Consider the following 23925-nt stretch of genomic DNA (forward strand, 5'->3'; position numbering starts at 1 on the left):
TAGCAAGGCTATGGGTGGCGGCATGCGTGGCGTATCGTTCCTTCTGGCACTCTGCCTGACGGCACCTGCCATGGCGCAGGACCGCTATCAGGACGATAGCCAGGATCAGCCTGCCCCGATCCAGCAACCGCTACCCGAAACCCGCCAAGGCGAGACCGCGCGGTCGGCCGCCGGTCAGGCCGGCCAGCGCCAGACCCGCGAGCAGATCGCACAGGACGCCGGCATCGAGCCGATGGCGCGGATCAACGGGCGGATCCAGAACCGCGTCCAGTCGCGGATACGCAACCGGATCGACCGTTATTACGACCCGCAGGCCAATGCCGTGTCGCCGTTCGCGGTTGCCGGCGACCAGGCGCGTACCGCCGGGCGGCCGCGGCGGTGATCGCGTGGACGGGCGATAATGCCTGTCCGGCCATTTCCTACTCGAAAGCACGAATGGACGTGGACCTACGCCGTGACCGCGTACGGACAGGCCCGGTTTCCCTCCCCCATCTTCGTGCTTTCGAGTAGAAATGCCCCATGAGCCGCAAGCCCCCGCCCCTCGCACCCCCGCCCGCCCGCAGGGGGACCTGTTCCGGCTCGACAGCCCGCTGACCGCTGAGATCCGGGGCGAGCGGTCGCTGATGGCGTTTCCGTTCTTTGCGCTGGCCAAGAATGCGTGGATGAAGCCGCTGACCTATCAGGCGAACAATGTGTCGATCGAGGTCCGCCCGTCGGCCAGCGGGGTCGCGACCATCTATGACAAGGAAATCGTTCTCTATATCGCCAGCCTGATGCTGGCGAAGATCGAGGTGGGCGAGAGCGTCACCCAGGATTTCGTCTTCACCGCGCATGACCTGTTCACGGTCACCGGCGCCAATCACTCGGCGCGGTCCTACGGGCGACTGTCCGAGGCGCTGGAGCGGCTGCAGGGCACGCAGATCAAGACCAATATCGAGGCGGGCGGCGAGGGCGAGGAGGGCTTCTTCTCGTGGCTGTCCGAGGCCAAGCTGCATTATTCGCGCACCCGCGGCGGCGAGCGGCGGCTGAAGGCGGTCAAGGTGCGGCTGTGCGACTGGCTGTTCCGCGCGATCCTGCTCGACCGGCATGTGCTCGACTATGCCGCCGCCTATTTCCAATTGGGGCCGATCGAGCGGCGCATCTATGAAGTGGCGCGTTCCAGCGGCGAGGATCGGTTGGAAACCGACCTCGCGACCTTTCGCCTGCAGATCGGCTATCAGAATCCGCTCGCCAATTTCCGCAATGCGTTGAAGCAGATAGCCGCAGCGGACAGCATTCCCGACTATCGGCTCGAGCTGATCGAACAGGCGATCGACGAGCGTGAGGCGCCCCGGCGCGGGCGGCGCAGCGCACCGGTGCAGGTGGTGCTGACCCGGCGTCCGGCGCAGCTCGGCGGCGATGAGTCGGCCAGTGATTCGCCGGCGGCCGAATCACCCGCGGGTTGAGCGGGCGCTTTCCTATCCGAAAGCACGAAGTTGCGCGGGCAATTGCTACCCGAAAGCACGAATCGGCGGCGCCATTCCTATTCGAAAGCACGAATCGAACGGCGGAATTTGCGCCGGAACGAACATAATTCCCGCATTCCTACTCGAAAGCACGAACCGTGAACGCTTCCGATGTTGGATTTCATCTGCAAAGGTCGCCGCAATCGGCAGCGGGGCCGAAGCACGTCGGCAGCGGGGCCGGCAGATGAGGGAATGGCCGTGACCACATAAAGGAAAGCCCGGCACGAAGGCCGGGCGTCCCAGGGATTTGGAGCGACGTCGCCAAACGTCGACCTGCCTCACAACAGGTTCTCCGAATACCCCCGATCGCTTGCCGGTTCAAGGACGCGCGCTTCGCGCCACGCTCTTTTTTTGCAAAAATGGTCCCGGCCCCGGACAAGGGGACGATGATGGCGCTTATCCTGGCGCAGGCGGTTGCGCGCATCGGCGCGCTGGACAAGGGCGCGCGCATCGGCGCGCTGGACGGCGCGCACAGCGGTGCGGCAGCGGCGAAGCCGGCCACGCGCAGCGGCGGCGTGCATCGCACCGGCGCCCCGGTGCGGCGCGGCAGCGTCGAGGCGGGCACGGTCGAGGACAGTTTCTTCGCGGTCCCGGCAAAGGGCGAGACCGACCGGCTGCTGCGCGCCGCCCGCGCCGCACTGGACGCCGGCCGCCGGGTAAGACGCACGGCGCGCGCGGAAGGGCGGATGCTCGATGCGGCGGAGGCGGCGCTGGCCGGCCTCACCGCCGGCGCGGTGCGCGTGTTCGAGGAGATCTGCACGCTCGCCCGGCTGAACGGCGGCAAGGTGTTCCCGACCTATGACCATCTGGCCCGGGCGACCGCGCTCGGCCGCGCGACCGTCGCCCGGGCGCTGGCCGCGCTCGAGGCGGCGGGGTTCCTGCTGCGCCAGCGGCGCTTCTGCCGTACCACCGGTGAGGGGCCGCGCTATCGCCAGACTTCCAACCTCTATCGCGCGCTGCTGCCGGGGAAATTGCTGCGTTTCCTGCCGCGCAGCCTACGCCCCGCCCCGCTGCCCTGCGATGCGGCGGTGCACCAGGCGGAGGCCGCGGCCGAGCTGGCGGCGATGCGCGCGACGCTCAGCTGCAAGGAGCTGGCCGAGGTGACGCTGGGCGGGGCGCTCGGCCGGGTGCTGGCCTCGCTCGGCGCCGCGATCGATCGTGCCGCGTGCGAGTCTCATTGCGATCCGCAACCGCTTCCTGAGTCATTAGACCAGACGACGAATGTCGTCGGCCTCGCCGGCCGACGGCGTCCGGCCTGACGGCCCGCAGGACGCACCCCCGGGCAAACCCCACCAACCATAGCGATCGCCGCTCCTGCGGGACGCACCGGCTGACGCCGGCGCGATGCTCTCCGGCGAGAGCAGGCGGAGCCGTGGGTGGCCCGATATTATGTAGTATTGCCTGGAACCGGCGGATTTGCGTCCTATCCGGCGATCGTATAACGCGTTCAACCAGAGGATTTTCTGGCGTGGTTCGAACCGAACACGGCGTATCCGCGCGCCATCTTCCTGACGGACCCGTCCCATGCAAGCTCCCCCCGCACCGGCCCCGCGCCGGCACCGCTGGCGCAAGACCAAGATCGCGCTCGGCATTTTCGCGCTGCTGCTGTTCTGCGCCATCGCCTTCCTGTTCCGCCCGATGGCCTCGCCGCCCGGGCCGGCCCCGGCCGACGACCAGCCCCTCGACGTGGCGGTGATCGGCGGCGGGGTGATGAGCGTGACGCTCGCCACCTATCTCCAGGAGCTGGAGCCTAACTGGCGCGTCGCGATGTTCGAACGCCTGGGCGGGGTCGCCGAGGAAAGCTCGAACGGGTGGAACAATGCCGGTACCGGCCATTCGGGCTTCGCCGAGCTGAACTACACGCCCGAAAAGGACGATGGCAGCATCGACACGTCCAAGGCGGTGCAGATCGCCGAACAGTTCGAGGTCGCGCGCCAGTTCTGGGCGCATGAGGTCAGGACCGGGCGTCTTGGCGCTCCCAACGGCTTCATCAACCCCACCCCGCATATGAGCTTCGTCTGGGGCGACGCCAATATCGACTATCTGCGCAAGCGGCAGGCGGCGCTGGTGAAGAACCCGCTCTTCTACGGCATGCAATATACCCGGGACCCGGCGCAGATCCGCGCCTGGGCGCCGCTGGTGATGGAAGGGCGCGATCCGAAACAGAAGGTCGCCGCGACCTATATGCCGATCGGCACCGACGTGAACTGGGGGGTGATCACCAACCAGCTCGCCGGCGCATTGACGAAGAACCCCAATTTCAGCCTGCAACTGCGCCACGAGGTCCGGGGCATCCGCCGCGGCGACGACGGCATCTGGAACGTGACGGTCCGCAACCTCGCCGACAATAGCGACCGCACGGTGCGCGCGCGCTTCGTGTTCATCGGTGCGGGCGGTGCGTCGCTCAAGCTGTTGCAGATGTCGGGCATTCCCGAGGCGAAGGCGTATGGCGGCTTCCCCGTCGGCGGCCAGTTCCTGGCGTTCGAGGCGCCGGCGATCACCGCGCGCCACGACGTGAAGGTCTATGGCAAGGCGGAGGCCGGATCGCCGCCGATGTCGGTGCCGCATCTCGACGCGCGCAAGCTGGACGGCAAGTCGGTGATCCTGTTCGGCCCCTTCGCGCTGCAAAGCACGAAGTTCCTGAAGAACGGGTCGTGGCAGGACCTGTTCGACAGCGTGTACAAGGACAATGTCGGGCCGATGATGGCGGTCGGCGCGGAAAATGCCGAGCTGGTCAAATATCTGGTCAGCCAGGCGATGCTGACCGACAAGGACCGCCAGGCCGAGCTGGTGAAATATTTCCCGAACGCGAAGCGCGGCGACTGGAAGCTGATCACCGCCGGACAGCGGGTGCAGATCATCAAGCGCGACCCGAAGAAAGGCCCGGTGCTGCAGTTCGGGACCGAGATCGTGACCGACCGGCAGGGCAGCATCGCCGCGCTGCTCGGCGCCTCGCCCGGGGCGTCGACCTCGCCCGCGATCATGCTGGAGGTGCTGAAGAAGGCGTTCCCGCAGCGTTTCGCCAGCATCTGGACGCCGAAGATCGAGGCGATGATCCCGTCCTATGGCCGCACGCTCAACGACGATCCCGCCTTCACCAACCGGATCCGGCGCATGACCAGCGAGACGCTGAAGCTGCCCTTCGTCGAGGTCCCGGCCGATGTCCGCGCCACCCCGGCGGGGGCGCCGGTCCCGGCGGCGGTCCAGCGCGGCCGCAGCCTGAACCGCGAGCAGCAGGCGATGTGAGGGGGGCGTGGCGTGGGGGGGAAGTCCCACGCCACGCAAAGCCGTACCCCCGCGCAGGCGGGGGGCCAGGGTCCCAAGCCCAAACCGTTGTTTTGCTTGGTTCTGGACCCCCGCCTGCGCGGGGGTACGCCCATATCAATGCGGCACGACGCCTAGCTCCACGCCGGTCTTGTCGTGCAACGCAAACCGGTCGATCAGGTCGGCGCTCGCCCGGTTATAGCCAGTCACCGTGACCACCGCGCCGCCCTGGCGCAGCCGCGCGACGATCTTGTCGAGCGCATCGACCCCGGAAATGTCCCAGAAATGCGCCGCCGCGACATCGATCGTCACCGGCACCGCGCCTTCGACGCCAAAGGCCCGGCGGAAGCGGTCGACCGAGGCGAAGAAGATCTGCCCCGTCACGCGATAGGTCACGCCCGCCGCGTCGGCGTGGCGCGCGACGGCGAACATCCGCTGGACTTTCCCGGCGAAGAATACCCCCGACAGCAGCACGCCCGCCAATACGCCCAGCGACAGGTCGCGCGTCGCGACGACGACCGCGACCGTCACCAGCATGACGATCGACGAGGTCGGCGGATGGCGGCGCAGATTGGCCAGCGAATTCCAGCTGAACGTGCCGATCGACACCATGATCATCACCGCGACCAGCGCCGGCATCGGCACCCGCCCGACCCATGGCCCGAGAACGGCGAGCAAAAACAACAGGAAGGCGCCGGCGACGAAGGTCGACAGCCGCCCGCGCCCGCCCGAGGTGACGTTGATGACCGACTGGCCGATCATCGCGCAGCCGCCCATGCCGCCGAACAAAGCGGCGACGATATTGGCGCCGCCTTGCCCTGCGCATTCCTGTGCCTTGGCGCTGTCGCTGTCGGTCATGTCGTCGACGATCTGCGCGGTCAGCAGCGATTCGAGCAGCCCGACCGCGGCCATGGTCAGCGCCGTCGGCAGGATGATGCGCAGCGTCTCGAGCGTCAGCGGCACCTGCGGCAAGGCGAAATTCGGCAATCCTTCCGGTAGCTTGCCCATGTCCCCCACCGTGTTGACCGGCAGGCCCAGCGCGATGCTGATGCCGCTCAGCACGAGGATCGCGAACAGGGGCGACGGCACCGCGCGGGTCACGCGCGGCAGCAGGTAGATGACGGCGAGACCGAGTGCGATCAGCGCATAGCTGTGCCAGCTGACCCCGATCAGCTGCGGCAGCTGCGCCAGGAAGATCAGGATGGCGAGCGCGTTGACGAAGCCGGTGATGACCGACCGCGACACGAACTGCATCACCCAGTCGAGCCGCAGCAGCCCGGCGGCGATCTGGATCACGCCCATCAGGATCGTCGCGGCGAACAGATACTCGACGCCATGCTCGCGGACCAGCGGCCCCACCAGCACCGCGACGGCGGCGGTCGCGGCGGAGATCATGCCCGGCCGCCCGCCGATGCACGCGATGGTCATCGCGATCGCGATCGAGGCGTACAGGCCGATGCGCGGATCGACCCCGGCGATGATCGAAAAGCCGATCGCTTCGGGGATCAGCGCGAGGGCGACGACGATGCCGGCGAGGATGTCCGCCCGTATGCCGGCGGCACCGCCGAACCATTGGCGGCGATAGGTTGCGAAATCGAAGGTCATGGAAATTCCACATCGGGCCGCATGGCGCATCACAAGGGCGCGGGTTCGGTAGCATGCGGGGATGTTGTCCGGCGGATCGGCGGCCGGAATAGCCACCCGGAATTGCACCGGGTCCTTGCGAATGGCTGCGCTGTAGCCGGGGGGATGGGGTCGGGCAAGGCCTGCGACCGTATCCCCGCGCAGGCGGGGATCCAGGGTCACAGGCGCAAATGTCGGCGATTGCCGCCCTGGACCCCCGCCTGCGCGGGGGTACGGCAGAGGGCAGCGTCACGCCCGGTCGCATCCCCCTGATATTTCTTGCCGATCTGGCAAGCGGCGCAACTCCCCGCTCCGCCGGGACGTTGAGGGACGAACTCCGTCTCCCAAGGATTCCCCCATGACCACGACTGCTCTCAACGCCGGCAATGGCGGCGAAACCCATCAGGTGACCGATGCCGATCATCCGGTGCTGACCACCAACCACGGCACGCCGATCAGCGACAATCAGAACCAGCTGAAGGCGGGGCCACGCGGCCCGGTGCTGATCGAGGACGAAGTCTTCCGCGAGAAGATGAACCATTTCGATCATGAGCGGATTCCGGAGCGGATCGTCCATGCGCGGGGCAGCGCGGCGCATGGCTATTTCGAATGTACCGACAGCCTGGCGGACGTGACCGTCGCCGACCTGTTCCAGAAGAAGGGCCAGCGGACCGAAGTGTTCACCCGCTTCTCGACCGTCGCGGGCGGTGCCGGATCGGTCGACACGCCGCGCGACGTGCGCGGCTTCGCGGTGAAATTCTACACGCGCGAGGGCAATTGGGACCTCGTCGGCAACAATATCCCGGTGTTCTTCATCCAGGACGCGATCAAGTTCCCCGACCTGATCCACGCTGCCAAGATGGAGGCCGATCGCGGCTATCCGCAGGCGGCGACCGCGCACGATACCTTCTGGGACTTCATCTCGCTGATGCCCGAATCGACGCACATGGTGATGTGGGCGATGTCGGACCGCACGCTCCCGCGCACCTTCGCGAACATGGAGGGGTTCGGCGTCCACACCTTCCGCTTCATCAATGCCGAAGGGAAATCGACCTTCGTCAAGTTCCACTGGAAGCCCCAGGCCGGCCTCGCCTCGACCATCTGGGACGAGACGGTCAAGATCGCCGGCGCCGACCCCGATTTCCAGCGCCGCGACCTGTTCGAACGGATCGACCGCGGCGATTTCCCGACATGGGAACTGGGCGTGCAGCTGTTCGACGAGGAATTCGCCGACAGCCTGCCCTATGACGTGCTCGACGCGACCAAGATCATTCCCGAAGAGGTCCTGCCGGTCAGGATCGTCGGGCGGATGGTGCTCGATCGCTATCCCGACAATTTCTTTGCCGAAACCGAACAGGCGGCGTTCGTGCCGAGCCATGTCGTCCCCGGCATCGGCTTCTCGAACGACCCGCTGCTGCAAGGGCGGCTGTTCAGCTATACCGACACGCAGCTGTCGCGGCTCGGTTCGGTCAATTTCCACCAGCTGCCGATCAATGCGGCGAAGGGCCGCGCCGCGGCGGCAGGGTGTCCATTCCTGAACCAGCAGCGCGATGGCCATATGCAGATGGCGGTGCCCAAGGGACGCGCCAATTACGAGCCGAACAGCCTGGCGAAGGCCGGCGAGGAAGCCGGCGCGCGCGAGGACCCGGACAAGGGCTACAAGACCTTCCCGTCCGAAGAACAGGGCCAGAAGCTGCGCATCCGCCCCGAAAGCTTCGCCGACCATTACAGCCAGGCGCGGCTGTTCTTCCGCTCGATGGACCCGGCGGAACAGGCGCATATCGCCTCCGCCCTCGTGTTCGAACTGTCGAAGGTCAGCCTCGAGCACATCCGCACCGCGATGCTCGCCAATCTGCGCAACGTCGACGAGGATCTCGCCCAGCGCGTCGCCGACGGCCTCGCCATGGACCTGCCCGCCGCGTCGCCGACCAAGGTGCCGGTCATGGACATGGACCCCTCGCCCGCGCTGCGCATCATCCGCGGTCCGCGCGAGCTGCACACGCTGGAGGGGCGCAATGTCGGCATCCTGATCGCAGACGGCAGCGATGCGGGCGACCTCAAGACGCTGAAGGACGCGATCAAGGCGGCCGGCGGCAACGCGATGACCATCGCGCCCAAGGTCGGCAAGGTGCCGCTGTCCGACGGATCGACCATCGCCGCCGACGCGCAGCTGTTCGGCCAGCCCTCGGTCACGGTCGACGCCTGCGCGGTACTGCTGTCGGCCGAAGCGGCGCAGAAGCTGACCAAGGAAGGTGCCGCGGTCCAATGGGTGATGGACGCCTTCGGCCATCTGAAGGCGATCGGCCACAATGCCGACGCGAAACCGCTGCTCGACAAGGCCGGGGTGGAGCCGGACGAAGGCGTTACCGACCTCACCGGCTTCGTCGAGGCCGCTAAGCAGCGCTACTGGGACCGCGAGCCGAAGGTGCGGACGCTGGCGTAAGGTATCGGCCCCCTTCCCCGCGATGGGGAGGGGGCCGGACCCCGGTCACAATACCGGCACCATCACCGCGGCGGAGGTTCCTTGGCAAGCATGCTATGGGGATAGGCGATCAGCCCGACCGCCGACGTCACGAGCGTGGCGACGATCATCCACCAATAGGGAACCATGTCGATGTGCATGGCCCATGCGACGCCGGCCACCAGACAGGCCAGGATCGGTGTCGCCCACAGCATCGGCCGGACCGTTCGAAGGGCGCTCGTGTCGTAGCCGAACATCTTCCAGCACCAGGGCATGGGGATCAACAGGATGATCCAGTAGAGCGGATTGACCTGCAGATCGATATGCGGCCCGGGCAGCAGGATCGTGACGATTCCCACCATGATCGGGACGATGCCGAATACTGCGGCCGACAATGTCCAGGTGGTGCCCCGGTCGCGCTTTAGTCGATCCAGATAGGGGTCGGTCATGCAGCGGCTTTCTCGGGATCGCCGATTACCCAGATGATCAATTCACGGATGATGCCGCCGTCCATACTGCTGACGACGCCAAGCACCCCGCCGGCACCGTCCAGCAGCCGTTGGCGGACGACTTTGTTAATCATCCGCGTGCCAAGCTTCATGCCATTGATACCGAGCGCGATCGACAGATCGCCACGAACCGCGCGTGGCAGGGACCGCGCAAGCAGGTCACCGCCGGTAGCTCCGACGCTCTTGAGAGCCTTTCCGGTCGCTGCTGCGCCGCGCAGCGCAGCACCTGCTCCGTACAACCCGATCGCATCGGCTCCAAGCATGGACCACTGATACGCGCGGCTTTTGTCCAGTTCGTCATTGATGTTGCTGCGTCCGCGGGCCGCATTGTTCACGCGGTAGACGGACGCAACACATTGCCCGGTTCCGGCCAAGGCGCCGGCATACAAGGCCACCGTCGCCAAGCCGGAAAGTCCGCCCGTAAACGGGGCAAGCATGCCTGTTCCTACCACCCCAATCCAGCCAATTGCCGCTCCAGCACAATTCAAGCCAAGCGAGCGCCACTCCTTGGGCGGCACGCTATGCGAATTTCGATTGGGAACACGAGAGATCGGCCGCGTGAGTGATGACCCTGTGCGTGATTGTTGCGGAAATCGATACGGTACGGACTTTACCCCAGGAGCCAGAACGCTCCAGCCTGCCTGTCGCTGGCCGGCCGTAAGTGATGGTATGCGATCGGGATTAAATGGCGCCAGATAGGCGGAATTGATATGACGTTCACGTAATTCGAACAGGATGGATCCACCCGCAGCATCGGCACCTCGCAGCTTCTCGATGCGGCCTTCATGGCGAAGGAGGACACCCATGCCCCGCGTTGCTGGGACATTGTCGACTACCTTCACCAAAGCCTTTCGATCGAGTCCGCCGCCTGGTTTCCGAACTGCTTGCGATCGTATCGCCATTCCGCGTCCTTTCGACCATATCGGTGCCATCCGCCAATGATACACTTCTACGGAAAGATTCCCGGCCTTCAATCATAGCGGCTACGACGCTTGGTCATCGTCGCACTTAGCGTTGCTGGGAAGCCTGTAGGCATTGCCCCGCCTCCGCAACCCGCCTTGCGCACTTCGCACGAAGCCAATCGCGCGCCCGCTGGTTTCCCCTCCCGAACGTCATTTCCGGGAAGGGACCCCCATGCAGATCGCCGACCTCATCACCGACACGCTGATCGCCGCCGGCGTCGAGCGCATCTGGGGCGTGACCGGGGACAGCCTGAACGCAATCAACGACAGTCTGCGCCGGTCGGGGCAGATCGACTGGATGCATGTCCGCCACGAAGAGGTCGCCGCCTTTTCGGCCGGGGCGGAGGCGGCCGCGACGGGCAGGCTGGCGGTGTGCGCGGGCAGCTGCGGGCCGGGCAACCTCCACCTCATCAACGGGCTGTTCGACTGCCAGCGCAACCGCGTGCCGGTGCTGGCCATCGCCGCGCATATCCCGTCGAGCGAGATCGGCCTGAACTATTTCCAGGAGACGCACCCGACCGAGCTGTTCCGCGAATGCAGCCATTTCTGCGAGATGGTGCAGACCCCCGAACAGCTGCCCGAACTGCTCCACCGGGCGCTGCGCACCGCGATCGGCCAACAGGGCGTGGCGGTGCTGGTGATCCCGGGCGACGTCGCCTTGCAGGACGCCCCGAAGAATGCCCGCGCCGACTTCGCCGCCCCCCTCCCCCCGCGTATCGTGCCACAGCGGCAAGAGATCGAGCGCCTCGCCGAACTGCTGAACGGGTCGCAGGCGGTGACCTTGCTCTGCGGTGCGGGCGTGGCGGGCGCGCATGACGCAGTCGTCGCGCTGGCGGCGAAGCTCAAGGCGCCGATCGTCCATGCCTATCGGGCTAAGGAGTGGATCGAATGGGACAACCCCTATGACGTCGGCATGACCGGGCTGATCGGCTTTTCGTCGGGCTATCACGCGATGATGGAATGCGACACGCTGCTGATGCTCGGCACCGACTTTCCCTATCGCAACTTCTATCCGGATAAGGCCAAGGTCGCGCAGGTCGACCGCGACCCCTCCGCGCTCGGCCGGCGGGTGCAGATCGACCTCGGCATCGTCGGCGACGTGGCCGAAACGGCGGCGGCGCTCACCCCGCTGATCGCACCCGGCCGCGACGACACCTTCCTGACCAGCGCGCGCGCCCATTATGCCAAGGCGCGCAAGGGGTTGGACGACCTCGCCACCCCGCGTGACGGGGACAGGCCGCTCCATCCGCAATATGTCGCGCGGGTGCTCGACGCGGTCGCGGCCGACGATGCGGCGTTCACCGTCGATGTCGGCACGCCGGCGGTCTGGGCGGCGCGCTACCTGACGATGAACGGCCGGCGGCGGCTGATCGGATCGTTCAACCACGGGTCGATGGCGAATGCGATGCCGCAGGCGCTGGGCGTGCAGGCGGCCTGTCCGGGGCGGCAGGTGGTGTCGTTGTCGGGCGATGGCGGGCTGACCATGCTGATGGGCGACATGCTGACCGCGGTGCAGATGGGGCTGCCGATCAAGATCGTCGTCTTCAACAATGCGACGCTCGGCTTCGTCGAGCTGGAGCAGAAGGCGGCGGGCTATGTCGACACCAATGTCGCACTGAAGAACCCCGATTTCGGCGCGATCGCGGCGCAGATGGGGTTCTTCGGCGCCCGCGTGACCCGCTCCGACGAACTGGAAGCGACCTTGCGCGCGGCCTTCGCCCATGCCGGCCCGGCGCTGGTCGATGTCGTGACCGAGACGCTGGAACTCGCCATGCCGCCCAAGATCAAGGCGGAGCAGGTGAAGGGCTTCAGCCTCTACACGCTGCGCGCGATCATGAGCGGGCGCGGCGACGAGGTGATCGAGCTGGCCAGGGCCAATCTGCTGCGGTGAGGGTGGCGGCCGCGATGGCTTCGATGCGGTCGGCGATCACGCCCGCCATGAGCGCTCGAACGCCGTGAGGTCGTCCGTAAGATACGCTGCGAGATAGGCGGCCGGGCCTCGTCGTTGGAATCATAGACCCAGAGTTCCGGCTCTGGCGCGCAGTCCAGCCAGAGCAGGTAGATTTTCTCGTTCGATACGTCGCTGCCGGCGAAAAGTGACAGGCGGTCGGGCCGAAACAGCGCCGATGCGTCGTTCGGCCAACCGCTTTCCCCAGCGTCGCGTATCTCGCGAATTTCCTGCAACAGCGGATCGCTCGGTACTTCCCACCATGCCACCATGTCGGATATCGAGAGCCAGTGCCCATGCGTCGCGATGCGCTAGCGTCCGAATGCAGCAAAGCGTTCGCGCAGCATCCTACTGATCGGGCGGAATACCCCTTCGGCCAGCGTCGGTACCTGTTCGGGTACCGGTTCGGCTTTGGAACGAACGGGAACAGCCCATTCCGGAGGTGGCTGCGTGGTGTCGGTGGCATTCAGTTCGTCGGCGATAGCGTCTGCCTTCGCTGTGGCTTGCCGCAGGAGATCGTTCGACATTGTCATGCTGCCATCTATGGCGCGTTCGCGGATGATGTCATCCGCATGATCTCACGGCAGATACCATTCGAAAAGTTCATAGAAATCGTTCCACCGGGCTTGGCGATCATCTTTACTCAGTACGTCCATGTCATCGACGTCCAAATCGAAAATTCGACCTGTTTCGATTTCGTACAAGAAGAATCCTTCGCCCTCACCCGATGTAAGGCATAGATATCCTTCGGGAACGTCGTAAATTTCGCGTCCAAATCGCGTGGCAGATAATATCTCATCCTCGTCAGGAAAGCATATATCTAGCAACTCTATAGTCTGTTTGCTCTGAATTACAGAAATATCGTATTCAAGGTATATTTTTGCGAAGGAGCTTTCTTGTTCAACTCCGAGTTTGGATAATGCGCGCTGTGCACGTGCCTTGCTAGATGCATCACGATGCACCTCACCGGGTTGCTTTTCGATTTTCGTTTTGATATTTTCTGGTATCAAGGTGCTACTCCTACTGCTCGATCGATCCAATATTGCTTTCTATCGATACGGAATTTTACACGATCTACGGGATAGTGCGGATTTTTGTTTGATCTATAAGGATGAAAAGCCGCTCCTCCTGCATTTCTAGGTGCGCGGTGTGTAGATTGGCTTAGTTCAAAAAGTGATACTCTCGCATCTTGTCTCGAGTGATGTAGATCTATTCATTCTAATATTCCGTTCTTCTCAATATAGGGTGCTCTTACTTGCCGGGCGAGTGAGAGATTTGTTTCACCCTTTATTTTTAGGCCCCCAGTCTATATCTTGCTGATAGACTTTGTATTCATGACCCGTTCCTTGCGTTGGGGCCTGCCACTGTGCTTCGGAGAAGCGAGTACCAAGAGCGCAAGCTAATCCCAGCGGATCCACCCAACTCGTCGGGTCGGGCACATAGGCGTGGACGTTGATTCCCCCTTCGAAACCGATCGGGTCGGGGGCGGTGTAGCGGGCGACATGGGGGTCGTAATAGCGATGGCGGTTGTAGAGGAGGCCCGTTTCGGCATCCTCATATTGCCCCTGGAAGCGCAGCGGATTGTCGATTTCCGCCTCCGCGACCCGCGCTACCGCACCCCAGGCGGATAGCTCGGCGCGCCACGTCACGACGCCATTGTCGTTGACCAGTTCCTGCGGCGTGCCCAGTCGGTCGAGCTGGTAATGGTGCAGCACCACGCCGTTCGCATCGCGCCGGGCGATCGCCAGCGGCCGGAAACTGGCAGGCTCGTGGGGGTACAGCGTCGCCAGTGGGTCGGCGGGGGCCTCCCCTGCAGGCGCACTCGCCTCGGCCAGCAGCACGTCGCCGTCCCACAGGAAATGGGTGCGGGTAAAGGCGGGGGCCGGTGGATCGCCACCTTCATTGGCGGCATCGGGCGGCAGGATCGCCACATCCTTCCACGCCCGCCGGCCGAGCGCGTCATAGCCGTAGCGATGGATGCGCGTACCGCTGCGCGACCGTTCTATCAGCTCGGCAAGGTGCCCCGCCCCGTCCCAGCGATAGCGACGCTCGCGTCCCTCGCCCGCGCCGATCAGTTCGCGCACGCGGCGGCCATCGGCGTCATACTCGAAGCGCCGGTCGCCCCATTCGTGCGGCATCGGGAGATCGCCGACAAGCAATGGAAGGTGACGCCCTGCCATATGCCCGGAGACGTTCGGCCGAAAAATCCGTTCTTCATCATGCATTCGCGGCCGGTCTATCAACTGGTCGACTTGACCAGGGAGCAACCCAAGCGCCCGGCCACCGACGAAGAGATCGCGCGTTACCCCGTTCTCGGAAGTTTCTTCCCGCCGTTCACCACCAAGATCGTCGAGAAGGCGGTCCGCCATCTGGATATCGACGCCAAGCTGATCGGCGTCGACCGTGCCGCAGGAACGGTGCACTGACGCGCTATTCCGGCTGACCGTCGATCAGCTGTTTGCGCAATTGCCGGTAGTAGCGCGCGGACGCTTCGTTGCCCGCGCGGTGGTGCGCTTCGGCGGCGGCGGTGGCGCCGGCGAAGCTGTTCTGGAAGGCGCGTTCGGAGGTTGCCGCCGCCTGGTCGATGCCGGGTCGCTCCGGCTCGGGCGTCGTCGCCACCATCATCCATCCGTTATCGTCCATCACGACGATGCCATAGCTTGCCTGCCCGGCCCGCGCGCGGCCGGCGAACACGCCTGTTCCAAGCGGCGCCCGCACCCGCCCCGCGCCCAGCCCGTCGGCCAGTCCCGCGCGGCATCCGCCGCCCAGCCCCCCATCACCGGCCCGCCCTCGACGGCGATGCGGCATTTGACGCCGGTCGCCGGGCCGGGAGCGGCGGCCAGCACGAGGGGGAGGAGGAGCACGCACCATCCACGCATCATCGGCAACACCTCTATCGGTCGACATGTCGACATGGCGACATTCCTGGTGGCACCATCCTGCGGCAAGGCGCGCCGCAGGGAAAGGGCCTGCCCGCTACAGCCCCACCCGCGCCGTCACCAGCACCGATCGCGGGCTACCTGGCATGTTGAGCAGCGGCGAGCTGCCATGGCCCGACACGATATGGCGGCGGTCGAACAGGTTGTAGCCATTGACCTGCACCCGCACCGCCTTGCTCACATCGACCCATGCCAGCGCATCGGCGGTGACATAGCCCGGCAGCGTGGTGGTGTTCGCCGGATCGGCCCAGCGGTCGCCGACGACATTGCCGCCGCCACCCAAGCCGAACGATCCGAAATCGCGCACCAGCGACACATTGGCCTGATGCGTCGGCGTCAGCGTCGCCCCGCGCCCGATCAGCGCCGGCGTGGCCGAGGCGACGACCTTCGCATCGAGATAGGCATAGCCCGCCACCGCGCGCCAGCCATCCAGGTCGAGCTGCCCCGACAGCTCCACGCCGCGCGTGCGCTGCGTCCCGATCGGCAGCACGCGCTGCGTGACCGGATCGGTCCCCTTGATGCCGGTGCGCTTCAGGATGAACCCGGCCGCCTGCAGCCCGAGCCGCCCGCCCAGCAGCGTATATTTCGCGCCGATCTCGCGGTTGACGGTTTCCTCGGGCGCGATGTCGGCATTGGTCGCGGCCAGCCCGAACTGCTCGGCCGAAGGCTGGAAGCTGCGGCTCCACGACGCATAATAGGATTGCGCGGCGTCGGGCTGGAAGACGAGGCCGGCGCGCGGGCTCCAGTTGCGGTCGGTGCGCGCGAAATCGCTCTGCCCGGCAAGCCGCTGGTCGGTGCGCTGGCGATAGATGTCGTGGCGCAGCCCGACCAGCGCCTTCAGCCCATGGCCGATATCGACCAGGTCCTGGACATAGAAGCCGGTGGTGTCGAGCCGGTTGCGCTGGTTCGCCGACAGCGCGGTGAACGCGGCGTTGTTCACCACCGGATTGACCGGATCGGTCAGCGACGTGACCGCGACGACGCGGGTGGCGACGGTCCGCGCGTCCTTCACCTGCCGCGCGATCTCCACGCCGTACAGGATGGCGTGATCCATGCCGGCGATGCCCACGCGCTGGGTCAGTTCGGTCTGGTTCGACCAGCCATCCTCGACCCGGTCGATCCCGCCATGGCTGAGCGTCACGGTCCGCGCGGCGGCGTTGACGGCGCTGGGCAGCGTGTTGCGGCGGTGGAGCGTATAGCCATAATGGCGAAAGCCGTTGCGAAGCGACAGGCTGTCCGAAAACCGGTGGAGCAACGTCGCGCCCTGCCCCAGCACTTCGGAGCGGACCGCGTCGGCGCTGCGGGCATTGGCGGCGCCATAATAGGTCTTCGAATCGACCGCGACCGGGCGGCCGTTCACCGCCGGGATGCCGAAGTCGTTGACCCGCCGGTCGGTCAGGTAGTCGGCCTGCACCAGCAGCGACGTGGGCCTGCCCCGCCCGAACAGGAAGGACGGCGCGATGGCGGTGCGGCGGAGCAGCCCCTGTTCGCGGAAACTGTCGCTGTCCTGATAGGCGCCGGTGACGCGCACGCCCACATCGCCATCGACCCGTCCGACGTCGAATTCGCCGCGGACATTGCCGAACGATCCGCCGGTGATCGCGACGCTGGTCACGTCGCCATCGGGTTTCCTGGTGACGCGGTTGATGAGGCCGCCCGACGATCCGCGCCCGTACAGCACCGCCGCCGGACCCTTCACCACCTCGATCCGCTCGACGTTCGACAGGTCGCGATAATACAGGCCGTCGTCGCGGAAACCGTCGACATATTGGTCGGCGATCGCCGAAAAGCCGCGGATCGTCACCTGGTCGCGCTGTCCGTCCCCCGACGAAAAGCCGACCCCGGCGACGTTCTTCAACGCATCCTGCACCGACAGCGCGCGCTGGTCGCGCAGTACCTCCGCCCCGATCACCGCCACCGATTGCGGCAGGTCGCGCAACGGTGCCGGCGTCTTGGCGATGGCGCTGCCCTGCGGGACATAGCCGCTGTCCTGCGCGGCGCCGGTGACGACGATTTCCTGCGGATCGGTTTCGGCGGCGGCGGTGGATGCACCTGGCGCAGCACCGGGCGCCGCCACGGCAAGCGCCGCGACGATCGATAAAACAGACATGATGACCTTCCCCTATCCCGCAATGCGGATGATAGTAGTTATCAATAGCGTCCGCGCAGTGCAAGCGGGGGCGTAACGATCCTGACCGGATGCTCGACATATTGACCTGTCGGCATGTCGACACGTAGAAGCGCCGACATGCCGACCATCGCGATCATCAGTCAGAAGGGCGGCGCGGGCAAGACAACGCTCGCGCTGCATCTCGCCGCCGCCGCACAGGCTTCGGGCCGGGTCGCGCTGGTCGTCGATACCGATCCGCAGGCGACCGCCAGCCAATGGGCGGCGTGGCGCCAGGAAGCCCCGCCCGAGGTGATCGACAGCCCCCCGCCCCGCCTGGCCGCCAAGATCGCGGCGGCGAAGGAACAGGGGGCGGAGGTGATCGTGATCGACACCCCGCCGCATGCCGACAGCGCGGCGCGCGCGGCGGTGGAGGCGGCCGACCTGGTGCTGATCCCGTGCCGGCCCAGCGCCTTCGACCTGTCGGCGATCCAGACGACGGCCAAGCTGGTGCAGCTGCTGCGCCGCCCGGCGTTCGTCGTGTTCACCGCCGGCCCGCCCAATGCGCCGCGCATCTATCAGGAGGCGGGCGAGCTGGTCGACGGGTTCGGCACGCCGCCCTGTCCCGTGCTGCTGCCCGATCGCGCGGCGTATCGCCATGCCAGCGCCGAGGGGCGGACGGTGATGGAAAGCGAACCCGCCGGCAAGGCGGCGGAGGAGGTTCGCGAACTCTACAAGTGGACATGTCGACAGCTCGACATGGCTGCCCCCCGTTTCAAAAAGGTCGCGTCATGAGCCGCAAGCCGTCCTTCGCCAACCTGCGCGACCGCAGCGCCATCGCCCCCGCCCCCGCACCCGCAAAGGTCGCCGCCGCTGCCCCGGCACCCGAATCGGAGGCGAAAGGCCCGGCAAGCCGCCAGGGCCGCAAGCAGATCGCCGGCTTCTTCACGCCCGACATGTCGCTGGCGATGCACATGCTCGCGCGGCGACAGGACCGCAGCCTGCAGGCGCTGATGGCGGAGGCGTTCAACGATGTCCTTCGCAAATATGGCGAAAGTCCGATCGGCGACTGACATGTCGATCTGTCGGTTCGTCGACCTGTCGACACGGCGTGCGGTGATGCGGCATATTTCGGCGGCGAACACCCGTATTTTCATTACCGACACTTAATGTCCGGCATGGACAATCCGGTTCGCGGATTGCAAGAAACCCACATGGACCTCTCCCGCGAACTCCTCGCCTATGCCATTATCGGCGTCGTGCTGTTGATCGGCGGGCCGGCGCTCGCCGTCATGCTGCACCGCCGCAAACGCCGCAAGCTGCGCCAGCGCGGGATCAAGCGCTACGGCCATTGACCGCGTGTCGACCTGTCGACAGGTCGACCATGGTGCGAACGGAAGGATGAAGGCAGGGCGGCGTGCCCCGCATGCCGGACCGGCGCTTTCCTACACCGCCCGGCCGTGACAGGCTCCCGCCCACGCTCTGTCCCATCGTCGTCGCCCATCCCCCCGCCACGCGCTGCGGCAAACGCCGTGCGAGTGTGAACTTCGTGAACTTTGCCACCTTTCGACCACATTTGGCGAAGGGATCGGCCAGCCCCCGCCTGCACCGCGCTACGCCACCGGCCGCGCGGACCACGCCGCCCTACCCGACCGCCGCGAAATAATGATTGCCGCCCTCGTCCGCATGGCTGCCGCGCAAGCGCAACCCCGCACCCTCCAGCAGCGCGCGATACCCGGCCTCGCCCAGCGACCGCGACTCCCGCCCGGTCAGCGTATCGGTCCAGCGGCACGCGACGCGCGGCGCGCTGAACAGGAACCGCCCGCCCGGCCGCAACGCCGCCGCGACCCGGTCGATCACCACCGCCTGCGTCGCGGGCGGCAGCAGGAACAACAGCCCGATCGCCACTGCGCCGTCGAAGCGCCGCCCGAAATAGCCGCTCTCCTCCGCCGTCTCGCACGCCGCCGGCGCCCCGGGCAGGGCATGGCGGAACGCGGCGAGCAGGCTGGGGGAGGGGTCGATCCCCGCCACCGCCAGCCCCGCCCCGGCCAGCGCCACCGCGATCGGCCGCCCGGTGCCGCAGCCGATATCGACCACGCTGCCCCCGGCGGGCAGCTCGGTCGCCCAGCGCCGCACGACGTCCGCGCCGACGTCGCTGCGGACCGCGGCGAAACGCTCGGCCACCGCCTCCCAGCCATGGCTGGGGTCGCTCATCGACGATCCGACAGGTCGAAGTGTCGACATGTCGGCGACATGGTTCGGTATGCCGGTACCCCGATCACCACCGTACCCCCGCGTAGGCGGGGGTCCAGAGCCGCATGGAACAGCGGCCTGCGTTCCGGACCCTGGACCCCCGCCTGCGCGGGGGTACGACCGGGTGAAGGGGAAGGTGAATTTGCGGCAAAATCGCAGGATGTCTGCGCACTACCCCCGTCGACCCCTCTACCTGTCGACATGTCGATCACGCCGGCACCGTCAGCCGGAACGCGGTCTCGCCGGTGTCGAGCAGCGCCAGTTCCCCGCCATGCGCCCGCGCGATGCGGCGGGCGAGCGTCAGGCCGATGCCCGATCCGCCTGTCTTATCGGTATGAAAAGGTCGAAAAATCCGCGCCCGATCGGCCGCCGCCACGCCCGCGCCGCTGTCGCGAACCTCGGCGGTGAATGCTCCGTCGCCCTGCAACCGCAACGCCACCCGCGCCGGTGGATCGGCCACCAGCGCCGCCTCCGCGCCGTTCTGCAGCAGCGCCCACAGCGCCTGCACCATCTGGTCGCGGTCGAGGGTCGCGGTGCCGTCCGCCTCGATCGCCAGCGCGACGCTCCCGCCGAAGCGCGCCGCGAACAGCCGCGCCAGATCCTCGGCCAGTTCGTCCAGCGCGACCGGTGCCACTACCGGATCGGGCAGGCGGGCGAGCTGGCGATAGGCGCGGGTAAAGCCCTCCAGCCCCTCGACCCGGCGGGCAAGCGTGGCGAGGATGTCGCCGAGCATCGCGTCGCCCTGCTGCGCGGCGGTCACCGCGCTGTCGGCCAGCGACACGATCGGCGACAGGCCGTTCAGCAGCTCATGGCCGAGGATGTCGACCATCTCGTCCTGCGCGCGGTCCTGCGCGGCGCGTTCCTCGGCATCGATGTCGATCAGCGCGGCGAGGCGGGTGGCATCGCTCAAGGTCACCGCATCGATCCGCCAGCGTCGCCCGGCATGGCGCACATGGGTGGCGCCGGGGTCGGCCAGCGCCGGCGGCGGGGCGGGGATGCGGTCGTCCGCCACGAACAGCGCGCGCGCCGCCCGGTTGATCGCGCGGACCTGCCCGCCCTCGATCCGCAGCAGCGGGACCGGCACCTGGTCGAGCAGCGCCGCGATCGGCCAGGTATCGCGCGCCGGTGCGGCCGGGGCAGGGGCGGGCGCCTGCCGCAGCGCCATCCAGCAGCCCAGCGCCAGCAGCCACGCGCTCGCGACCCTCGCCTCGGGCGTCGCCCTCACGCTGGGCGGGGCGGCGCCCGAGGCGAGGGTCGCGAGCGCGCGGCGCCGTTCGGAGGTCAGCATGGCGGGTGCTTCCCCCAATGCGCGCGTACCCCGGCGCAGGCCGGGGTCCAGTTGGGAAGGCTTGTCCGCATCTCGCTGCCCTCCCCAACTGGACCCCGGCCTGCGCCGGGGTACGGGGAAGGGGGCCAAGGGGAGCTATCGCCATACCCATCGTACCCCCGCGCAGGCGGGGGTCCAGGGTTGTTGACCGCGACCGTGGTTCTGCTTGGCTCTGGCCCCCCGCCTGCGCGGGGGGACGGTGAGGGGCGGGGAGGGTGGTCGCCTCTCCTCCACCGCACGTCACCCCAACCTGCGCTGGGGTGACGCCAATGGAGGACACCGCCGCCGGCCACCCTCTCTCCCCGGTGACGCGCTCGCCCGGAGGGACGCGCCTGCCCACCCTACAACCCATGCCGCGCCATCCGCCGGTACAGCGCCCCCCGGCTCAGCCCCAAGGCCGCCGCCGCGTGGGACACATTGTGGCGATGTTCGAGCAGGGCCGCCTCGATCACCGCGCGCTCGTTCCCGTCGAGGTCGAAGCGGGCGGCGGGCGCCTCCGCCACCGGCGCTACCGCCACGGGGCCAAGCAAGGTCGCGTCGATGACCTCGCCCTCGCCCAGCAGGATCGCGCGCTCGATCGCGGCGCTCAGGCCCCGCACCTCGTCCACCCACGGCCCGGAGAGGATGCGCGCCTCCGCCGCCGCGGTGAAGGCCGGCACCGCCCGCCCGTAGCGCGCCGCCGCCTGTCGCGCGAAATGGCGTGCGAGCAGCAGCGCGTCGCCCTCGCGCTGGGCCAGGGGTGGCACCACGATCTCGACCGTGGCGATGCGGCGGGCGAGCGCGGGGAGGATGCCGCCGGCGTCGTCGGCGATGGCGATGCAGCGGGTCGCGGGCGGAATACGGGTGAGGAGGCGGGCCTGCGCCACCTCCCCCAACCGGTCGGGATGGCGCAGCAGCAATGTCGGCGCGGGTCCGTCGAGCAACCCCCATGCCGCATCGTCGCGCAGGTCGATCACCGGCATCGCCGTGGCGGCATCGGGCGAGGCGGCGTGGAGCGCGGCGGCGGTCAGGCCGCGCCCCGATCCCGCCGGCCCGGTGACGACCACCCCCGCCCCGGTCGGGCCGATCCGCCGGACCAGCGCGCGCAACCGCTCGATCGCCGGACTGTCGCCCAGCAGCCGCGCCGGCTCGACCGGGGCGGGGGCGGCGGGCGCGGCCACCGTGCGCGGTGCGGCGGCGGCGGCGATGCGCGCCAGCAGGTCGGCATTGCGCCACGGCTTCATGATGAAGTCGCGCGCGCCCGCTCGCATCGCCTCCACCGCGATCCTGACGCCACTATGCGCGGTGATGACCACCACGGCAGCTTGCGCGTCGTCGGCCAGGATGCGTGCCAGCAGCGCCAGCCCCTCCGCCCCGTCGGTGCGGTTCGCGCCGTAATTCATGTCGAGCAGGATCACGTCGTAGCGGGCGGCGGCCAGGCGGGACAGCGCCTCCTCCGGACCCGTAGCGCAGTCGATCCGGTGGCGGCCGAGCCGCACCGCCAGCGCGATCGATTCGGCGACGCTGGCATTGTCGTCGACCAGCAGCACCGACAGGGCGCTTGACGGCGCCGCCGACTGTCCATTTCCGGACAGGCTGTCCATGTCCGGACGGTCACCCGGCGGACAGTTGGGGGAAGGTGATGGAATTGCAGGCACTTAGGATTTTTCGCCCCGATCGGTGACACTGGGTCCATGATGACCGAAGCGACACAGGGCGCAAGCACCACCGAAACACCGCCCGGCGCGGCGATGGACCGCCGCGTGGAACGGCCGAAACGCGCCTGGTGGCTGCGGCGTGCGACATGGATCGTTGTCGCGGCCGTGCTGGCGGCGGTCGCGCTGTGGCGCTGGCTGCCCGCCGCCGGATCGACCGACATCGCCGCCGGCGCGATCGAGACCGGCGAGGTGACGCAGCAGCCGTTCGACGATTACCTGCCGGTGCGCGCCACCGTCGCCCCGCGCCTGACCACGCTGGTCGGGGTGCTGGCCGGCGGACAGGTCGAACAATTGCTGGTGCAGGACGGCGCGATGGTCGCCGCCGGCCAACCGCTCGCCACACTCGCCAATCCCGAGCTGCGCCTCGACGTGCTGACCCGCGAGGCGGCGATCGCCAGCCAGCTGGGCAGCATCGCCGGCGAAGGGCTGGGGATCGAGCGCAGCCGGCTCGACCGATCGGCCCAGGTCGCGCAGGCGGAGTACGACCTCATCAAGGCGCGGCGCGAGCTGGCGATCCGCCAGCAGCTGTTCGACAAGGGGATCGTGACCGAGGCCGGGGTCGCCGGCTATCGCGCCGAGGCCGACTATCAGGCCCGCCGGCTCGCCCAGCTGCGCAGCGGGGCGGGGACCGAGGCGCGGATCACCGCGACGCAGGGCCAGCGCCTGGCCGATACGCAGGCGCGCCTCGCCGGCAACCTCGCGGCGGTGCGCGGCGGGCTGTCGGCGTTGACGGTGCGGGCGCCGGCGGCCGGGCGGCTGACCAACTTCACGCTGCAACCCGGCCAGACGCTGAAACCCGGCGATCCGGCGGGGCAGGTCGACAGCGAAGGGTCGTGGAAGCTGACCGCCGATGTCGACGAATATTATCTCGGCCGCGTGGCGGTCGGGCAGAAGGCGAAGGCCGACGGCATGGCGATGACCGTCAGCAAGGTCCTGCCGGCGGTGAAGGACGGGCGTTTTCGGATCGAACTGACGTTCGATGGCGGTGCCGGCCCCGCGCAAGCGGCAAAAGCGCCCAATCTCAACCGCGGCCAGACCATCGACATCCGCATTACGCTCGGCGCCGCGTCGAAGGCGGTGGTCGCCCCGGTCGGCGGGTGGCTGGCGGCGGATAACGGGGCGTTCGCCTTCGTCGTCGATGCCGGCGGCACCCATGCCACGCGCCGCCCGGTCCGGGTCGGCCGGCGCAATCCGGAAGCGGTCGAGATCCTGTCGGGCCTGAACCCCGGCGACCGCATCGTCACCAGCAACCTGTCGACCGTGAAGGGCGACACCATCAACATCCGATAGGGCAGCAAATAGCTCCCCTCCCTTGTCAGGGAGGGGAGAA

23 protein-coding genes and 1 other annotated feature are annotated in these 23925 nt (G+C 67.5%); of the genes, 11 read left to right on the forward strand and 12 right to left on the reverse strand.

The annotated features are described in order from the left end of the window. Nucleotides 1-22 precede the first annotated feature (22 nt). From PPZ50_RS18050 to mqo, 4 genes are all read left to right on the forward strand, one after another. Nucleotides 23-382, forward strand: a complete 360-nt coding sequence (locus PPZ50_RS18050) for a hypothetical protein (protein ID WP_272815936.1) — start codon at nucleotides 23-25, stop codon at nucleotides 380-382. A 130-nt stretch (nucleotides 383-512) separates the two neighbouring features. After that, nucleotides 513-1445, forward strand: a complete 933-nt coding sequence (locus tag PPZ50_RS18055) for a replication initiator protein A (RefSeq protein WP_272815937.1) — start codon at nucleotides 513-515, stop codon at nucleotides 1443-1445. Between the two features lie 446 nt (nucleotides 1446-1891). Next, entirely contained in the window at nucleotides 1892-2764 is an 873-nt protein-coding gene (locus PPZ50_RS18060; protein WP_272815938.1) for a helix-turn-helix domain-containing protein, read from the forward strand. A 265-nt stretch (nucleotides 2765-3029) separates the two neighbouring features. Further along, nucleotides 3030-4751 (forward strand): malate dehydrogenase (quinone), encoded by a 1722-nt coding sequence (gene mqo, locus PPZ50_RS18065; RefSeq protein WP_272815939.1) that lies wholly within the window; start codon nucleotides 3030-3032, stop codon nucleotides 4749-4751. 135 nt (nucleotides 4752-4886) lie between these two features. On the opposite strand, the gene PPZ50_RS18070 is transcribed toward mqo, so the two are convergent. Beyond that, a complete protein-coding gene (locus tag PPZ50_RS18070) occupies nucleotides 4887-6374 on the reverse strand; it encodes a SulP family inorganic anion transporter (RefSeq protein ID WP_272815940.1) in 1488 nt (495 codons plus the stop codon). Between the two features lie 62 nt (nucleotides 6375-6436). Continuing rightward, nucleotides 6437-6492 (reverse strand) — a sequence feature (sul1 is cis-regulatory element that is thought to sense ions involved in sulfur or methionine metabolism; They are found in Alphaproteobacteria). A gap of 258 nt (nucleotides 6493-6750) precedes the next feature. On the opposite strand from PPZ50_RS18070, the gene PPZ50_RS18075 reads away from it, so the two are divergent. After that, entirely contained in the window at nucleotides 6751-8835 is a 2085-nt protein-coding gene (locus tag PPZ50_RS18075) for a catalase (RefSeq protein ID WP_272815941.1), read from the forward strand. A gap of 62 nt (nucleotides 8836-8897) precedes the next feature. Here the strand turns inward: PPZ50_RS18075 and PPZ50_RS18080 are convergent, their stop codons facing one another. Together PPZ50_RS18080 and PPZ50_RS18085 are read right to left on the reverse strand one after the other, a co-directional pair. Next, nucleotides 8898-9302, reverse strand: a complete 405-nt coding sequence (locus PPZ50_RS18080) for a hypothetical protein (protein ID WP_272815942.1) — start codon at nucleotides 9300-9302, stop codon at nucleotides 8898-8900. Then, a complete protein-coding gene (locus PPZ50_RS18085) occupies nucleotides 9299-10264 on the reverse strand; it encodes a hypothetical protein (protein ID WP_272815943.1) in 966 nt (321 codons plus the stop codon). The genes PPZ50_RS18080 and PPZ50_RS18085 overlap by 4 nt, the downstream gene beginning before the upstream one ends. A gap of 232 nt (nucleotides 10265-10496) precedes the next feature. Between PPZ50_RS18085 and poxB the strand changes: the two genes are divergently transcribed. Then, on the forward strand, nucleotides 10497-12215 hold the full coding sequence (poxB, locus tag PPZ50_RS18090; protein WP_272815944.1) for a ubiquinone-dependent pyruvate dehydrogenase: 1719 nt from the start codon (nucleotides 10497-10499) through the stop codon (nucleotides 12213-12215). Nucleotides 12216-12583: 368 nt separating this feature from the next. On the opposite strand, the gene PPZ50_RS18095 is transcribed toward poxB, so the two are convergent. From PPZ50_RS18095 to PPZ50_RS18105, 4 genes are all read right to left on the reverse strand, one after another. Further along, the gene (locus PPZ50_RS18095; RefSeq protein ID WP_272815945.1) at nucleotides 12584-12799 is read right to left on the reverse strand and encodes a hypothetical protein; all 216 of its coding nucleotides are present in this window, start codon (nucleotides 12797-12799) and stop codon (nucleotides 12584-12586) included. 51 nt (nucleotides 12800-12850) lie between these two features. Next, nucleotides 12851-13282 (reverse strand): hypothetical protein, encoded by a 432-nt coding sequence (locus tag PPZ50_RS18100; RefSeq protein ID WP_272815946.1) that lies wholly within the window; start codon nucleotides 13280-13282, stop codon nucleotides 12851-12853. Next, nucleotides 13279-13485, reverse strand: a complete 207-nt coding sequence (locus tag PPZ50_RS18965; RefSeq protein ID WP_420794438.1) for an HNH/ENDO VII family nuclease — start codon at nucleotides 13483-13485, stop codon at nucleotides 13279-13281. Before PPZ50_RS18965 ends, PPZ50_RS18100 begins: the two co-directional genes overlap by 4 nt. 67 nt (nucleotides 13486-13552) lie before the next feature. After that, a complete protein-coding gene (locus tag PPZ50_RS18105; RefSeq protein ID WP_272815947.1) occupies nucleotides 13553-14410 on the reverse strand; it encodes an RHS repeat-associated core domain-containing protein in 858 nt (285 codons plus the stop codon). Here PPZ50_RS18105 and PPZ50_RS18110 point away from each other — a divergent pair. Further along, the gene (locus PPZ50_RS18110) at nucleotides 14402-14698 is read left to right on the forward strand and encodes a hypothetical protein (protein ID WP_272815948.1); all 297 of its coding nucleotides are present in this window, start codon (nucleotides 14402-14404) and stop codon (nucleotides 14696-14698) included. The two genes, PPZ50_RS18105 and PPZ50_RS18110, sit on opposite strands and share 9 nt — an antisense overlap. Nucleotides 14699-14702: 4 nt before the next feature. On the opposite strand, the gene PPZ50_RS18115 is transcribed toward PPZ50_RS18110, so the two are convergent. Further along, the gene (locus tag PPZ50_RS18115) at nucleotides 14703-15080 is read right to left on the reverse strand and encodes a hypothetical protein (RefSeq protein ID WP_272815949.1); all 378 of its coding nucleotides are present in this window, start codon (nucleotides 15078-15080) and stop codon (nucleotides 14703-14705) included. A gap of 168 nt (nucleotides 15081-15248) precedes the next feature. Next, on the reverse strand, nucleotides 15249-17321 hold the full coding sequence (locus PPZ50_RS18120) for a TonB-dependent receptor (RefSeq protein WP_272815950.1): 2073 nt from the start codon (nucleotides 17319-17321) through the stop codon (nucleotides 15249-15251). Nucleotides 17322-17459: 138 nt separating this feature from the next. On the opposite strand from PPZ50_RS18120, the gene parA reads away from it, so the two are divergent. The 3 genes from parA to PPZ50_RS18135 all read left to right on the forward strand — a co-directional run bounded on the left by parA (nucleotide 17460) and on the right by PPZ50_RS18135 (nucleotide 18673). Beyond that, nucleotides 17460-18113, forward strand: a complete 654-nt coding sequence (parA, locus tag PPZ50_RS18125) for a ParA family partition ATPase (RefSeq protein WP_272815951.1) — start codon at nucleotides 17460-17462, stop codon at nucleotides 18111-18113. Further along, nucleotides 18110-18391 (forward strand): ribbon-helix-helix domain-containing protein, encoded by a 282-nt coding sequence (locus tag PPZ50_RS18130; RefSeq protein ID WP_272815952.1) that lies wholly within the window; start codon nucleotides 18110-18112, stop codon nucleotides 18389-18391. Before parA ends, PPZ50_RS18130 begins: the two co-directional genes overlap by 4 nt. Before the next feature lie 141 nt (nucleotides 18392-18532). Next, a complete protein-coding gene (locus tag PPZ50_RS18135; protein ID WP_272815953.1) occupies nucleotides 18533-18673 on the forward strand; it encodes a hypothetical protein in 141 nt (46 codons plus the stop codon). Between the two features lie 289 nt (nucleotides 18674-18962). On the opposite strand, the gene PPZ50_RS18140 is transcribed toward PPZ50_RS18135, so the two are convergent. The 3 genes from PPZ50_RS18140 to PPZ50_RS18150 all read right to left on the reverse strand — a co-directional run bounded on the left by PPZ50_RS18140 (nucleotide 18963) and on the right by PPZ50_RS18150 (nucleotide 22481). Beyond that, nucleotides 18963-19532 carry a class I SAM-dependent methyltransferase gene (locus PPZ50_RS18140; protein ID WP_272815954.1) on the reverse strand — a complete coding sequence of 190 codons (570 nt, stop codon included), beginning with the start codon at nucleotides 19530-19532 and terminating at the stop codon, nucleotides 18963-18965. 247 nt (nucleotides 19533-19779) lie between these two features. Next, nucleotides 19780-20859 carry a sensor histidine kinase gene (locus PPZ50_RS18145; protein ID WP_272815955.1) on the reverse strand — a complete coding sequence of 360 codons (1080 nt, stop codon included), beginning with the start codon at nucleotides 20857-20859 and terminating at the stop codon, nucleotides 19780-19782. A gap of 380 nt (nucleotides 20860-21239) precedes the next feature. Beyond that, nucleotides 21240-22481 carry a sigma-54-dependent transcriptional regulator gene (locus PPZ50_RS18150; RefSeq protein ID WP_272815956.1) on the reverse strand — a complete coding sequence of 414 codons (1242 nt, stop codon included), beginning with the start codon at nucleotides 22479-22481 and terminating at the stop codon, nucleotides 21240-21242. Nucleotides 22482-22574: 93 nt separating this feature from the next. Here PPZ50_RS18150 and PPZ50_RS18155 point away from each other — a divergent pair, with 93 nt between their 5' ends. Next, nucleotides 22575-23885, forward strand: a complete 1311-nt coding sequence (locus PPZ50_RS18155; protein WP_336314570.1) for an efflux RND transporter periplasmic adaptor subunit — start codon at nucleotides 22575-22577, stop codon at nucleotides 23883-23885. Nucleotides 23886-23925 lie beyond the last annotated feature (40 nt).

This window comes from Sphingomonas hankookensis (genome assembly GCF_028551275.1).
GTDB classification, from domain to species: domain Bacteria; phylum Pseudomonadota; class Alphaproteobacteria; order Sphingomonadales; family Sphingomonadaceae; genus Sphingomonas; species Sphingomonas hankookensis_A.